Here is a 14,276-nt window from a genome sequence, read left to right on the forward strand (position 1 = left end):
GTCTGGGGAATTATCCCCAGACGACGGTGTAATACGTTGCGGCGGTAGCGATAAGCGCGAAAGTCGACGCGCAGGCCACGGTGATGGCGGTTCCGCGGGCCGGAATCACCCCGTCGGCATTCGAGAGCCGCAGCGGTACTACACGTGCGAGCACCGCAAGCGCCATGATCGCCAGCGGCACGAAATACCGGCCCTGGACGCCGTCGATTATGTAGAAATCGACCGGCGTGAACGACATGTACAAAGTCACGTAGATCATCGCCACACTCGCCAGTACCGTCAGCGCCACGATCAGCGTGCGACGGAAAGTGGCGGTGGCAGTACTCATTCGGTCGACGATGCCGAAACTCACCGCGAAAGCGAGCAGGCACGCCAGCATCGAGATCGCCGGTGCGTCCACATACGCGAAACCGAGTTCCCCGAAGAACTGGTTGAACCAGCGATGATCGCGCAGCGCGATGCTCTCGCCGAAGGTATGCACGAATTGCACCGGGTCGCTGAGGATTCCCTTCAGCTGGTCGCCCGGACGCACCTGACCCCACTGATGGGGTGGACGCATCAGGCCCATGCCGTCGCCGGTGGGCGCCGCGATCTTCGTCCAGGCGAGGAAAAGTACCCCGCCTGTCACCGCGAATGCCCACGGAAGGAATTTCAGCTTTCCGGCGAAACCGAGCCGGTCGGCGGGGACCACCACGACGAGCATCGCCAGCAGCACGTAGGTCGGTTTACTCAGCGGCAGCGCGATCGTCGCGGCGAGCAGCGCGGCGGTTTCGGCTCGGTGCAATCGATCACCGACGAAAAGCGCTTTCAGCAGCAACGCCGACACCATGATGGCGAGTGCGTTGGTGAGCGTGTCCGCGGTGACGGTGCCCGCCTGGAACAGTGCGATCGGCAGCACCGCGACGGTGAATTCCAGCCACTGGCTACGCCGCTCACGCAGCGCGTAGAGCCCGAATCCGACCACCGCCAGATAGGCCACCAGTCCGGCGAACCGTGCCAGCAAATACAGGCCACCCACGTTGAGGCCGAGCGCCTCGCCCAGCCGAATGCCAACGGCCGCAGGCACATACGGCACCGGAGAGTAGGCGGCGGTGTTGGTGAACCACATCTGCCGTGTCGTCGCGGAGATCTCGGCCGCGCCGAGCCGGTCGTAGGCGGCAGGGTCGGCCACCATCGCGTCGGGCTCTTCGGGGTTGTCGTTGTAGTCGATGAACGCGTAGCCCATCAGTTCGTCCACAGAGACCGGAATCTGGCCGCCGTAGGCCACACCGCGATCGTCGACGATGCGCTGGGGGAACACCCCGCCGTGCGCGACCTGGTAGGCGCGGCCGAACTGGGTGATCTCGTCGTGGCCCCAGAAGGCGGGGGTGAGCACAGCGAACACGGCACCGAACACGGTCGCGACCATCGCGAACGCCACCGTGGCGGCGCCGAACCGCTGGGTCAGCGCGCGCACCGGCGCCAACGCTCGATCCTTACGCGCGGGGGTCTCGCTGGGTTCGACAGCCGTCGTCTCGGGCTCGGTAGAGGTGGTCACCGAGGCTCTCCGGCCGCGACGTCCTCGCGCACCCCGGCGGCCGAATAGCGCAGGTAGACCAGGCGCGCCGTCTCATGGCGCGAGCGACGGATGCCGTCGAGGATCAGGCCCGCTGTCCAGGCGAGGCTACCGAGCAGCAGCAGCGTGAAGGCCAGGAACAGCGTCGGGAACCGTGCCACCAGGTGGGTGTTGTAGTAATCGATCACGATCGGCACGGTCAGGATGACCGAGATCAGCCAGGCCACGGTGCCGAACAGGCCGTAGAACGCCACCGGGCGTTCGTGGCGGGCCAGGCCGAGGATCAGCGCGAGGATCTTGGTGCCGTCGCGGTAGGTGCGCAGCTTGGACTCGCTGCCAGCGGGGCGGTCACGGAAACCGACCGACACCGAGGTCTGCGGAACGCGCAGGTGCAGCGAATGCACGGTCAGCTCGGTCTCGATCTCGAATTCCCGCGACACCGCGGGGAAGCTCTTCACGAACCGGCGCGAGAACACCCGGAAACCGCTCAGCATGTCTTCGACGTTCTCGCCGAAGACCTTGCCGACTACGCCGTTGAGCACCTTGTTGCCGGTCTCGTGGCCGCTGCGGTAGGCGCTGGCATCGGCGGCGTCCTGCTTGCGCACGCCGAGAATGTGGTCGTAGGGGCCCTCGAGCAGCGTCTTGATCATCAGCGGAGCGGCCGACGCCTCGTAGGTGTCGTCGCCGTCGATCATCAGATAGACGTCGGCATCGATATCGGCGAAGGCGCGGCGCACCACATTGCCCTTGCCCTTGGTGTTCTCGTAGCGCACGATCGCCCCGGCCTCGCGGGCACATTCGGCGGTGCGGTCGGTGCTCAGATTGTCGTAGACGTAGACGACGATCCCCGGCACGGCGGCTTTGAGGTCGGCGACGACCTTGGCGACCGCGGCCTCTTCATTGTGGCAGGGAACCACGGCGGCAATGCGAAGCTCGGTGGAGTCCACCCGGGTCAATCCTCGGAGTTAGGCAGCAGTGGGACACCGGGAGGCTACAGGATTTTTGGCGGCGCGGGCGCCGCGTGTTCGCGGCCCTGAGGGGCCGCCGGTCAGGCACCGTTGCTTGCTCCTTCGTCGCCTACGCAACGGCGCCTGACCGGCGACCCGGCCGCGAACCGGCCACTTCGTGGCCGCCCCTCCCTAGGGGTCGGGGGTGGGGTTGGCTACCGTCATGGCGTGTCGCAATCAGTTGAACCGTCTGCTGTTCCCTTCATGTCGAAGGTGATAGCGGGGTTGCGGCAGGGTGCGGCGTTCCTTGTTGTCGGGGCTATCGGGTTTCTCGTCGATGCGGGGACTTACAACCTGTTGGTGTTCTGGGGTGGGGGATTCTCCTTCTCCGAAGGTGTGCTCTATCACTCGCCGCTGGTCGCCAAGATCATCGCGATCGTGGTGGCGACGGTGGTCACCTACTTCGGGAACAAGTGGTGGACCTACTCGCACCGCAAGTCCGACAGCCCCGCTCGTGAATATCTTCTGTACGCGATCGTCAATGTGGTAGCGATCCTCCTGCAACTCGGCTGCCTCGGGTTTTCCCGATATGTGCTCGATCTGTCGTCACCGCTGGCGGACAACATTTCCGCCACTGTGGTCGGCCAGACGATGGCCGTCGTATTCCGCTATTGGGCCTACAGCAAATTCGTTTTCACCGGACCGTCGGCAAGCGCTGAGCAACACGCGCGGGGTGCGGCTACACCTCACTGACCACGCGAGGGCGGCGCGCGATTGATATCCTCGCCCCGCCCGCCGCGACGCCCACTTTTACGTGACTCCCTGCGCCGGCGCAGTCGATACCGAGAATTTCGAGGACTTCATGGAGCAGTCGGCTACCAAAGCCGTGACCGAATCGAACGATCGGCGCGAGGCCGCGCCCGCATCGCTGCGGGGTGAACACTCAGCGCCCGAGCGGCTCGTGCTGGCCCGAGGCATCTTCACCGGGCCGTCGGCGCGGGTGAGCGATGACCTCTACGCGGTCGTCAAGGGGGGTGCCGCGGTCCGGGAACGGCACTCGCTGCACCTGCCGAAGGGCGCGACCGCACACACCAACACCTACTTCGGCCGGTTGGCTGCCAGTTACTGGCAGCGCTGGACCACCGTCACCGAGGTGTCGGTGGGTGCGCAGCTGACTGTCGGTGACAAGGCGAACGTGCGCCTGGTGGCCTCCGATATCGCCGGGCACCGCCGCATCATCGCCTCGCTGGTGGCCACCAGCAGCGGGTACGTCTCGCTCACCGCGCCGCTGGATCAGTACGTCGACGGTGGCGCGCTGTGGCTCGAGTTCGATGCCGTCGGGGGCGAACTCGACATCACCGAGCTCGCCTGGACCGCGCAGGCGCCCGAGAAGGTCCGTCCGGTCGCCATCGCGATCTGCACCTTCAACCGGGCCGAGGACTGCGCGCACACCGTGGCCGCGCTGGCGTCGGACGCGACCGTGCTGGCCGCGATCGACGCGGTGTACGTCGTCGACCAGGGCACCGATCTGGTCGAGGACCGCCCGCTGTTCCAGCAGGTCCGCCCGGATTTCGGCGACAAGCTCCGCTACATCCGCCAGCCCAACCTCGGCGGCGCGGGCGGCTTCACCCGCGGCCTGTACGAGGTGTCGGCGGCCAACGAGCACGCCGACGTCATCCTGATGGACGACGACATCCTCTGCGAGCCCGAGACCGTCCTCCGGCTACAGGCGTTCGCCAACCTGACCGTCGAACCGACCCTGGTCGGCGCGCAGATGCTGTTCCTGCTCAACCCCGACTACCTCAATGTCGGCGCGGAAGAAGTGCATCTGCACGAGCTCAAGCACGGCCAGAAGGTGCCGAAGGCACTGCGCAACACCTCCATGCTCAAGAAGAACCAGGAGCGTCGCGTCGACGCGGGCTACAACGCCTGGTGGACCTGCCTGATCCCGGCCGAGGTGGTCGCCGAGATCGGGCTGCCGGTGCCGATCTTCTTCCAGTGGGACGACGTGGAATACGGCATCCGGGCGCGCGAGCACGGTTTCGTCACCGTCACCCTGCCCAACGCCGCCGTCTGGCACGCCGACTTCTACTGGAAGGACTACGACGACTGGGCGCGGTACTTCTCCACCCGTAACTCGCTCATCGTCGGCGCCCTGCACACCGATCTCGACGGCAAGGCGATCACGCGCGAATTCTTCCGCTACATCGCCGAGCACCTCGTCGGCATGCAGTACGGGCTGGTGCACACCACCCTGCAGGGCATCGAAGACTTCATGAAGGGCCCGAAGGCGTTGCGCGACGGCGGTATCGACGCGCTGGCCGCTGCCCGAAGCAGCCGCAACGACTACCCCGAAACCATCAAGCACCCCGCGGCCACCCCGCCGGTGAACTCCGCCGACATCTCCGTGCGCCGGGCCAGCGGCGAACCGAGCCGCGTCACCCTCGTGCTGATCAAGCGTGCGATCACCCAGTGGACCGGCCGCACCCAGCCCGGTCTGATCGGCGTCACCCGCGAAGACGCGCACTGGTGGCACATCGGCCTGTTCGAGCATGTGGTGGTCACCGATGCTTCCCAGTCCGGCGTGCGGGTGCGTCGTCGGGACAAGGCTCGTGCTCGTGCACTGCTCATTCGCGCCTACCGCACCTTGCGCAAGCTCCGTAAGGAACTCCCGGCGCTGCAGGCCGAATACCGCAGGGCCGTACCGGAACTCACAAGCCGGGAGAACTGGGCGCGGCTGTACGGCATCGACCCGAGCTGACCCATGACCCGTTTCGTCCGGGCCGCCTCCGCTGCTGACGCGGAGGCGGCCGCCGGGCTGCTCGCCGAATTGCACGCGCATTTCGAGGTGCACCGTCCAGCCGACATCGTGCGCCGCACGCGGCGGCTCACCCAGAACGACTACTCCGTCTGGCGGCCGGCGCCACTGCTGATCGTCGAGGACGAAACACCGCTCGGTTTCGCGACCTACGAGTTGTTCCAACCGAGCAAGTGGTCGGCGGGCGATCTACGGATCTCGGAATTCCTGATCACCGAGTCGGCGCGCGGCACCGGCGCGGGCGCCGACCTGCACTCCGCCCTACAGGAGCTAGCAAGCGCCGCGGGAGTATCGGTGAGCGAGCCGAACCAGGCCGACCCGGATGTGTTCACGACCGTGGAGCGCTACATCGGCTCCCATGTCATCGACTTCGCCTACGAGCGGCGTAAGGCCGGGCACTGGTCGTCGCTGCGTGCCGAAGCCGCGGAAAAGGGTTGGCCCGCACCACGACTCAACGACCTGTGGCATCTCGACCTGCACGACGATCCCGAGCCCGGCCACCTGTACGCCGAGGGTGAGGTCCCGTTCATCCTGCTGCCAGACGGCCGGGTGGTCACCGCACGATTCCGGACGATCTATGTCAAGGAATACCTCGGTCACGGCCCGGAGAACCGCTGGACGCTGGCCCTGTCCGGGAGCGAGTTGCGCTCGGTGGGCGGCGGGCTGGAGATCGACCACAGCTGGTCACGAGCGGAGAACCGTCCCGCGCTCGCGGTGCCCACGGACGACGGCCGACTCATGGTGAATTACTCCTACTACGCCAGCAATCACTTCGGCTCCGACCAGGGCACCATCGACTACCTGATCGATCTGGCCGAGGCCACCGCGTCCCAACGCGCCCACGTCACCTTCGAAGAGGATTAGCGAGATCATCAGGCACTGTGCGTGCCTGATGATCGACTGCTCGGGCTCAGCGGCGGCCGCGTTCGCGGTAGTTCTTCCGCTGCTGTTTGCTGATGTCGCGCCAGACTCGTTCGCGTTCGGCGGCCAGGCGCTTGTCGGTGCGGGCCGCCATCCACTCGTTCTCTCTGGCGAGTTTGCGATAGCTGGTCAGCCTGCGTTCGGTGATGGTGCCGTCCGCCAGTCCGGCCTGTACCGCGCAGCCGGGTTCGGTCTCGTGGGCGCAGTCGGCGAAACGGCAATCGGCGGCGAGGGATTCGATGTCGCTGAAGGTCTTGCCGATGCCTTCGGCGGCGTCGTAGAGGCCGATGCCACGCAGGCCGGGAGTGTCGATGAGCGTGCCGCCGCCGGGCAGTGGTCGCAGCTCACGGTGCACCGTGGTGTGGCGGCCTTTGCCGTCCACCGCGCGAACCACGTTGGTGGCGAACACTTCCGCGCCCAGCAATGCGTTGGCGAGGGTGGATTTGCCCGCACCGGACGGCCCGATCAAGGCGACGGTGCCGCTGAGCACAGCGGTGAGCACGTCCAGACCGACCGCGACGGCGGCAGAGACCGCCACCACGGTCGCGCCGGGCGCGACCGCACGCACCTCGTCGAGCGGAAGATAGTCCGCCGCATCGGCTTTGGTGAGCACAACGACCGGCTGGGCATTGCTCTCCCAGGCCAGCGCGAGCATCCGTTCGATCCGCCCCAGGTCGACATCACCGTCGGCGGCAGAACAGATCAGCACGGTATCCACATTGGTGGCGAGCACCTGTGCCACCGAGCGCCCCGACACCGACGATCGCATGATCGCCGAGCGCCGTGGGAGCAGTTGTCGCACAGTGCCTTCGGCATCGAGCCCGATCCAATCGCCGGTGCACAGTCCGGTGATGTCACGCGGGCAGGAAGCGCGCGCCTGGCCGTGCGGGGTGACCACATCGCATTCGCTGCGGTCCATCCGAACGATGCGGGCAGGCGCGAGATCGCCGAGGAGCGGCAGATATTCAGAAGCTACGGCTTCGGTCCAGCCGTAAGGGACGAGCAGGTCGTAGTCGACCATTGTAAGAAATCCTTCGTCGGGTGCCGAACCCGAACGAGGGGTTCAGCGAGTAGAGGTGATGTCCGGAGCAACCTGGGCAGGCGCACAATCGCGCCACCCGGCCACGGCAATCCACACGTGTGTACTCACGGACATCCACCTCCTCTCCAACGTTCGATTTCCTCACTCTGCCCCAACGCTCTGGGGCAGAGCAACCTATTTTTTTCGCCCTGGTGAGGTCGACTGTGCGACGGTCGATCAGGGAACGAAGACCTCGGTTGTCTGGGGAAGGTTGGGCTTGTCGGTGCGGACGGTGACCTGGACCCGACCGGGGCCGGTGTTCGCGATCACGTCCTGGACCGGGTAGGTGCTGGTCTTGTCGGCCGGGACGAAGCGGGTCACCGAGCCGGTGGCGCCGTTGTCCAGGTTCTTCCAGTCGACGACGACGTTCACATCGCAGGCCAGCAAGGTGGGCGCCCAGTTACCGAGCGGGGAGAATCCCTGCGAGAGGGTCAGCGCGATGCTGTGGGTGGCGCCGGGGGCCACGCTGGGGGAATTGAGCGGTCCGTCGAACGCGGTGCCCGCCACGTTCAGGATGCCGACGCAGACGCCGTTGCCCAGGGTCGCCACCGGCGCGGTCCGAAGCTGGTTCATCACGCAGGAGCGTGGGCCGACATTGGACCAGCCGAGCTGGCAGGTGTCGTCCGCCTGGGCGGTGCCGGGTGCGGCGAGACAGAGCGCGGCGCCGGCGAGCACGGTCGCCGCGGCGGAGGCAAAACTCTTTGCGAAGGTCACGTTTCGCATAGTAGGACCGAACCGCCGATTGTTGCCAGAGGGAACTACCCCCTAGTTTCAGGGGCTAGTCGGGTTTACCGAAGTGCTCGTTGCGGCCCAGAGAGCGCAGCCGGAACCATTCCTTGAGCCCGGCCGGGTCGCGGCGGGTCACCAGGAAGAACCAGGAGAAGCGGATCCACTCCTGCGGCAGCAGCTTGCGCATACCGGGCTGCGACATCAGGTAACCGCGATTGCGGTAGGTGAAGTAGCGCTTCACCGGGTCGTCCGGGTACTGGGTGTGCATCCGCCCGCCTAAGATCGGCTTGAACTCCTCGGCGCCGTTGGGATGCAGGTAGGCGGTTTGCAGACAGGTGCCGAAAGGCAGCCCGGAGCGAACGAGGCGGCGATGCACCTCCACCTCGTCGCCACGCACGAACAGGCGCAGGTCGGGCACACCGATCAGATCCACGGCTTTCGCCGAGATCAGCGCGCCGTTGAACAGCGACGCGATGCCGGGCAGGAAGTCCTCGTCACCGAGCTCCGAACGCAGCCGCCGCCACACCACGCCACGGCGCAGCGGGAACGCGAGACGATCCGGTTCGTCGATATCGCAGACCACCGGCGACACCTCGACCAGGTTGTGCCTGCGCGCGCAGTCGATCAGTTTCGCGAGCACTTCGGGGCCGTCGGGGCGGCCGTCGTCGTCGGCCAGCCACACCCAGTCCGCACCTTGGGTGAGCGCGTGCAGCATGCCGAGCGCGAAACCGCCCGCGCCGCCGAGGTTGTGGCGTGAGCCCAGGTAGGTGGCCTCGATCGGCTGCTGCGCGACCAGCTCGGCCACCGCGTCCTCGTTGGCATTGTCGACAACGATCAGATGGTCGACCGGACGTGACTGCGAGGCGAGCACTTTCAGCGATTCGGCGAGCAGCTCGCGGCGCTTGTGCGTGACGACCACCGCGATGATCCGCGCGGTCGGGCCGGTGTCGGTCGTGATGTCGGCGGGTTCAGCGCCGACCGGCAGCTCCGCGTCGTCGGCCAGTACAACGGGTTGCGCGGGCTCCAGATCATCGGGCAGCACTGCGGCGGGTTCGACGGGTGCCGGAGTCGCCTCTAGTCGGTCGGTCATGCTGAACCCACCCGGCACGGCAGCCGGGGCAGCCTCGTCACGTTGACCGCTCATACCTGATTCTGCTCCAACTTCTTCTCGCCCGCCGCGCCGCCGGCGCCCTCGGTCTCCAGTTCGCGCAGCACCTGTGCCACGTGATTACCCGCCTCGGGCCCTTCATACGCTCGCACAACGTCCTCGATCCCGCCCTGTTCGCGGATCTGACCGTGGTCGATCCACATCGCGGTATCGCAGAGTTGGGCGAGGAATTCGTTGGAGTGGCTGGCGAACACGAGGATGCCCGAACGCGCGACCAGCGACTGCAGCCGCGTGCGCGCCTTCTTCATGAATTCCGCGTCGACCGCGCCGATGCCCTCGTCGAGCAGCAGGATCTCGGGATCGATCGAGGTGACCACACCCATCGCCAGCCGCACCCGCATACCGGTGGAGTAGGTGCGCAGTGGCATCGACAGGTATTCGCCCAGCTCGGTGAAGTCGGCGATCTCGTCGATCTTGGCCATCATCTGCTTGCGTGTCTGGCCGAGGAAAAGGCCGCGGATGATGATGTTCTCGTAGCCGGAGATCTCCGGGTCCATGCCGACGCCGAGGTCGAACACCGGGGCCACCCGGCCGCGGATGCGCGCACTGCCGCGCGAGGGTTCGTAGATGCCCGACAGCAGCCGCAGCAGCGTCGACTTGCCCGCGCCGTTGTGGCCGACCAGGCCCACCCGGTCGCCTTCTTTGAGCGAGAGGTTGATGTCGCGCAGCGCCTCGACCACCACCACATCGGAGCTGTTGCGCCCGATCGCGCCGCCCGCCTTGCCGAGGAACGCCTTCTTCAGCGACCGCGACTTGGCGTCGAAGATCGGGAACTCGACCCACGCCTCATGGGTTTCGATACTCACACGGCTCATCGAGAACTGCTCCTAAACCCAGTACGGGACGCGGGCACGGTACTGCTTGAGCGCCAGGACCGCGACGGCCCAGCCGACGACGGTGAACGCGCAGACGACCGCCCAGTGATGCCACTCCGACGGTTCGCCGAGCAGGGGAGCGCGCACGATCTCCAGGTAGTGATAGGTGGGGATGATCTCGAGGAGCTTGGCGCGTTCGCCCGCACCGCCGACCGAGTTCTCCAGCGCCTTCGTCGACCACATCACCGGGGTCAGCACGAACAGCATCAGCGTCATCGAGCCCAGGATCGGGGCGATATCGCGGTAGCGGGTGGAGAAGATGCCGAAGACGATCGTCACCCACATGGCATTGAGGAACAGCAGCAGGATCGCGGGGATCACCAGCAGGAACGACCAATCCAGATCGCGCCAGATCGAGAACGCCACCACCAGCACCGCGTAGATCGCCGCATTGTGGATGAAGAACAGGAACTGCCGCCACACCAGGCGATACACGTGCACGCTCAAGGCCGACGGCAACTGCTTGATCAAGCCTTCGTTGGCGATGAAAACGTCGGAACCCTCGAGGATTGCCCCGTTGATCACGTTCCAGACGATCAAGCCCACCGTCACGTACGGCAGATATTCACTGATCGGCTGATCCAGCAGCGTCGAATACAGCAGACCCATCGCCAGCGCCTGCAAGCCGGTCGCGATGGTGATCCAGAACGGACCGAGCACCGACCGGCGATACCGCTGCTTGATGTCCTGCCAGCCCAGCGAGAGCCATAGCTCCCGCTGATGGAAGCCCTCCCGCATGTCTTTGAACGCACGCCCGAAGGTCTGCGAATCCGACACCATCGGCGTCTTCACCAGCAGTGGCGCGTCGGCGGTGTGCTCGGCAGCGGCGGCTTCGGCCAGCTCTGCCTCGGTGGGGGTGTCTTGGGAATGCACGGGGCTCTCTTCGGTACGCACGTCACTGCGATCGGAGACCGAATCAGGACGAGCGGCAGCGGCGGGCACGGTCCCCGACCTTACAGGGTTGTTTTCCGGCTGGCGCCGGGTGTTCGCGGCCCCGGGGGGCCTCGATCTTCCCTCCCTCCGGGTACTCCTTCGTCGCACCCTCCACTCAGTCCAGATCGAGGCGGGCCGCGAACAAGAGACTCGGGGGGTTTACAGGTACTGACCGCCGCCCACATGGCCGCCTGCCTTGACGTCCGCCGCGTGCATCCCGGGCGGCAGCGCGCCCTGGCGCATCTGCTCCAACTGGGCGCGAGCGGCCATCTGCTGGGCGAACAGCGCGGTCTGGATGCCGTGGAACAGGCCCTCCAACCAGCCGACGAGCTGAGCCTGGGCGATGCGCAGTTCCGCGTCCGACGGCACCGAGTCGTCGGTGAAGGGGAGGGTGAGGCGTTCGAGTTCCTCGCGGAGTTCCGGAGCGAGACCCTGTTCGAGTTCGCGGACCGAGGACTTGTGGATCTCCTTGAGGCGCGAGCGGCTGGCGTCGTCGAGCGGTGCGGCGCGAACCTCTTCGAGAAGCTGCTTGATCATCGTGCCGATGCGCATCACCTTGGCCGGCTGCTCGACCATGTCGGTCAGCGACTCGGCCGACTCGCTCGCGGCCTTCTCGTCGTCGGGCACGACCTGTGCGGTGAACGCGGACGCGTTGTCGGCGTCGGCGGGCACGGTCAGTGGACGGCCGTCGGGACCGATCACGACGATGGATTCGGGGACATCCTCCGAGTGCGTCATATCCCCATCATTGCGCGTGCGCCGGCTTCGCGCTAAAACCCCTACGCGGTTACACCGGGAGGCCCCCTGCCCTTAAAGTGGCCACCATGACTTATGACGTCGCGAGGGTTCGGGGCCTGATACCGTCCCTGGGCGACGGCTGGATCCATCTGGACCCGCAGGCGGGAATGCTGGTTCCCGATTCGGTATCTCGCGCCGTCTCAACGGGTTTCCGTACCTCCTCGTTTTCCCATATCGGCCGCCATGGTGCGGCATCGCGCAGCGGCGCGATTCTCGACGCCGCCAGGGAAGCGGTCGCCGATCTGGTCGGCGGAGATCCGGCCGGCGTCGTGCTCGGCCCCGATCGTGCGGTACTGCTGGCCTGGTTGGCCGAATCACTGAGCTCACGCCTAGGCCTCGGCACCGGCATCGTGCTCTCCCGCTTGGACGACGAGGCCAACGTCGCCCCGTGGCTGCGCATCGCCAACCGGTACGGCGCGCATGTGCGCTGGGCCGAAGTGGAGATCGAGACCTGTGAGATGCCGTCGTGGCAGTTCGAGGAGCTGATCGGCCCCACCGCGCGCCTGGTCGCGCTCACCGCCGCATCGCCGATCGTGGGTTCGGCGCCCGGCGTCCGGGTGGCGGCGGATCGGGTGCACGACGTGGGCGGACTGCTGGTGGCCGACGCGTTCGGCGCCGCGCCCTACGCGCTGATCGACATCGACGACCTCAATGCCGACGTGGTCGCGCTGAGCGCACCGTCGTGGGGCGGGCCGCAGGTGGGCGCGCTGGTTTTCCGCGACCCCGCGTTCCTCGACCGCATCCCCTCGATGTCGCTCAACCCCTATGCCAAGGGTGCTGAACGCCTCGAGGTCGGCGGACACCAATACGCCCTGCTGGCCGGGCTCACCGAATCGATCGACTTCCTCGCCGGACTCGACGAACGCGCCACCGGCACCCGCCGCGAACGCCTCGAGATGTCGATCACCTCGCTGCAGGACTATCACGACCAGCTCTTCGACCACCTCATGCAGGTACTGGAGAAGGTCGACAACCTCACCGTGATCGGCCGCGCCTCCACCCGCATCCCGACGGTCAGTTTCACGATGGCCGGGATGCAGGCGGAGAAGGTGGCGGCCAAGCTGGCCGATGCCAGGATCGGCACGGTCAGCGGGGTACACGGCGGGAGTCGACTGCTCGACGCGCTCGGCGTGAACGATGAGGGCGGTGCGGTGACGATCGGTCTGGCGCCCTATACGACCCGCCACGAGATCGACCAGCTCGGTCGCGCCCTCAGCGCCCTCGAATAACCCGCGCGTCCGTGCGCTCGGCGTGGCTCTCAGTCACCAACGCGCAGGATCACCTTGCCGAAGGTCTGTGAGTCGTCGAGCATCTCGTGCGCGCGGGCGGCTTCGGTGACCGGCAGTTCGGTGGAGATCACCGGAACGATCTCGCCCGCCACCACCTGCGGCCACAGCTGGGCGCGGACCGCCGCGATGATCTCGGCCTTGCTGCCTGGACCCACACGCGGGCGGCTGCGCACATTCGTCGCGTGCACCGAGCCCCACTTGCGCAGTAGCGTCGCGACATTCAGCTCGCCGGTGGTGCCGCCCTGCATGCCGATCACCACCAGCTGTCCGTGCGGGGCCAACGCTTCCACATTGCGTTGCAGATAGACCGCACCCATGTTGTCGAGGATCACGTCGGCGCCGCCCTGTTCCGCGACCACCGCGACGAAGTCCTCGGTCCGATAATTGATCAAGATCTCCGCCCCCAGTTCGGCGCACTTGGCCAGCTTCTCGGCCGACCCGGCCGTCACCGCCACCCGGGCCCCGAGCCCTCGCAACACCTGGATCGCGTGTGTCCCGATCCCGCCGCCGCCACCGTGAATCAACACCAGCTGCCCCGACCGCACGCCCGCCGTCATCACCAGATTCGACCAGACCGTCGCCGCCACCTCCGGCAACCCCGCGGCCGCGATCGCGTCCATCCCGTCCGGAATCGGCAACAGCTGCGTCACCGGCACCGCCACCAACTGCGCGTACCCACCTCCCGCCAGCAACGCGCACACCCGATCCCCGACCTGCCAGTCCGCGACCCCCGCCCCCAACTTCACAATCGTCCCCGAACACTCCAGCCCGAGTATCGAACTGGCGTCGGCAGGCGGCGGATAGAACCCCCTGCGCTGCATCACATCCGCCCGATTGACCCCCGCCGCGGCAACTTCCACCAATACCTCACCGGGCCCCGGCTCCGGATCGACCGCCACGGTCCACTCCATGACTTCCGGCCCGCCGAACCCGTTCAGTTGAATCGCATACATGGGGTGCAATCCTGCCCCCGCCGACGTCACGGAACCAGAACCCACGCCGCCTCTGATCTCCCGATCAGCTACGATCCAGGGCAGGGAGACGTGGCAGAGCGGCCGAATGCACTCGCCTTGAAAGCGAGCATGGGTAAAACCATCGGGGGTTCAAATCCCTCCGTCTCCGCCAAAGACCGCAGGTCAGCCAGCGGACTTGCGGCGCGTCA

At 66.6% G+C, this 14,276-nt stretch carries 13 protein-coding genes and 1 tRNA gene; 5 read left to right on the forward strand and 9 right to left on the reverse strand.

Annotated elements, in window-relative coordinates; genetic code table 11:
• Nucleotides 1-10: 10 nt before the first annotated feature.
• Complete coding sequence (locus tag NS1_RS28650; RefSeq protein ID WP_062989460.1) at nt 11-1,537, reverse strand: DUF2142 domain-containing protein; 1,527 nt, start codon at nt 1,535-1,537, stop codon at nt 11-13.
• Nucleotides 1,534-2,502, reverse strand: a complete 969-nt coding sequence (locus NS1_RS28655) for a glycosyltransferase family 2 protein (protein ID WP_062989461.1) — start codon at nt 2,500-2,502, stop codon at nt 1,534-1,536. The genes NS1_RS28650 and NS1_RS28655 overlap by 4 nt, the downstream gene beginning before the upstream one ends.
• Nucleotides 2,503-2,766: 264 nt before the next feature.
• On the opposite strand from NS1_RS28655, the gene NS1_RS28660 reads away from it, so the two are divergent.
• The 3 genes from NS1_RS28660 (at nt 2,767) to NS1_RS28670 (ending at nt 6,184) form a co-directional block, all read left to right on the forward strand.
• Entirely contained in the window at nt 2,767-3,255 is a 489-nt protein-coding gene (locus tag NS1_RS28660; RefSeq protein WP_062989462.1) for a GtrA family protein, read from the forward strand.
• A 109-nt stretch (nt 3,256-3,364) separates the two neighbouring features.
• Nucleotides 3,365-5,263 carry a glycosyltransferase gene (locus NS1_RS28665; protein ID WP_062989463.1) on the forward strand — a complete coding sequence of 633 codons (1,899 nt, stop codon included), beginning with the start codon at nt 3,365-3,367 and terminating at the stop codon, nt 5,261-5,263.
• A 3-nt stretch (nt 5,264-5,266) separates the two neighbouring features.
• The gene (locus NS1_RS28670; RefSeq protein WP_062989464.1) at nt 5,267-6,184 is read left to right on the forward strand and encodes a GNAT family N-acetyltransferase; all 918 of its coding nucleotides are present in this window, start codon (nt 5,267-5,269) and stop codon (nt 6,182-6,184) included.
• A gap of 46 nt (nt 6,185-6,230) precedes the next feature.
• On the opposite strand, the gene rsgA is transcribed toward NS1_RS28670, so the two are convergent.
• From rsgA to NS1_RS28700, 6 genes are all read right to left on the reverse strand, one after another.
• On the reverse strand, nt 6,231-7,262 hold the full coding sequence (rsgA, locus tag NS1_RS28675; RefSeq protein ID WP_062989465.1) for a ribosome small subunit-dependent GTPase A: 1,032 nt from the start codon (nt 7,260-7,262) through the stop codon (nt 6,231-6,233).
• Nucleotides 7,263-7,499: 237 nt separating this feature from the next.
• Complete coding sequence (locus NS1_RS28680; protein ID WP_245661570.1) at nt 7,500-8,036, reverse strand: hypothetical protein; 537 nt, start codon at nt 8,034-8,036, stop codon at nt 7,500-7,502.
• A 64-nt stretch (nt 8,037-8,100) separates the two neighbouring features.
• Nucleotides 8,101-9,195 carry a galactofuranosyltransferase GlfT1 gene (gene glfT1 / locus NS1_RS28685; RefSeq protein WP_235569866.1) on the reverse strand — a complete coding sequence of 365 codons (1,095 nt, stop codon included), beginning with the start codon at nt 9,193-9,195 and terminating at the stop codon, nt 8,101-8,103.
• Entirely contained in the window at nt 9,192-10,034 is an 843-nt protein-coding gene (gene wzt / locus NS1_RS28690; protein ID WP_056822194.1) for a galactan export ABC transporter ATP-binding subunit Wzt/RfbE, read from the reverse strand. The genes glfT1 and wzt overlap by 4 nt, the downstream gene beginning before the upstream one ends.
• 12 nt (nt 10,035-10,046) lie before the next feature.
• Nucleotides 10,047-10,934, reverse strand: coding sequence for a galactan export ABC transporter permease subunit Wzm/RfbD (wzm, locus tag NS1_RS28695; RefSeq protein ID WP_444980741.1), 888 nt, complete (start codon nt 10,932-10,934; stop codon nt 10,047-10,049).
• A 252-nt stretch (nt 10,935-11,186) separates the two neighbouring features.
• Complete coding sequence (locus NS1_RS28700) at nt 11,187-11,765, reverse strand: bacterial proteasome activator family protein (RefSeq protein WP_062989466.1); 579 nt, start codon at nt 11,763-11,765, stop codon at nt 11,187-11,189.
• Nucleotides 11,766-11,851: 86 nt separating this feature from the next.
• Between NS1_RS28700 and NS1_RS28705 the strand changes: the two genes are divergently transcribed.
• Complete coding sequence (locus tag NS1_RS28705; protein WP_056822759.1) at nt 11,852-13,054, forward strand: cysteine desulfurase-like protein; 1,203 nt, start codon at nt 11,852-11,854, stop codon at nt 13,052-13,054.
• Nucleotides 13,055-13,083: 29 nt separating this feature from the next.
• Here the strand turns inward: NS1_RS28705 and NS1_RS28710 are convergent, their stop codons facing one another.
• On the reverse strand, nt 13,084-14,067 hold the full coding sequence (locus NS1_RS28710) for an NAD(P)H-quinone oxidoreductase (RefSeq protein ID WP_062989467.1): 984 nt from the start codon (nt 14,065-14,067) through the stop codon (nt 13,084-13,086).
• Nucleotides 14,068-14,151: 84 nt separating this feature from the next.
• On the opposite strand from NS1_RS28710, the gene NS1_RS28715 reads away from it, so the two are divergent.
• Nucleotides 14,152-14,239, forward strand: a tRNA-Ser gene (locus tag NS1_RS28715).
• The last annotated feature ends 37 nt before the right edge of the window (nt 14,240-14,276 follow it).

It is taken from the genome of Nocardia salmonicida NBRC 13393, assembly GCF_001613085.1.
Lineage (GTDB): Bacteria > Actinomycetota > Actinomycetes > Mycobacteriales > Mycobacteriaceae > Nocardia > Nocardia salmonicida.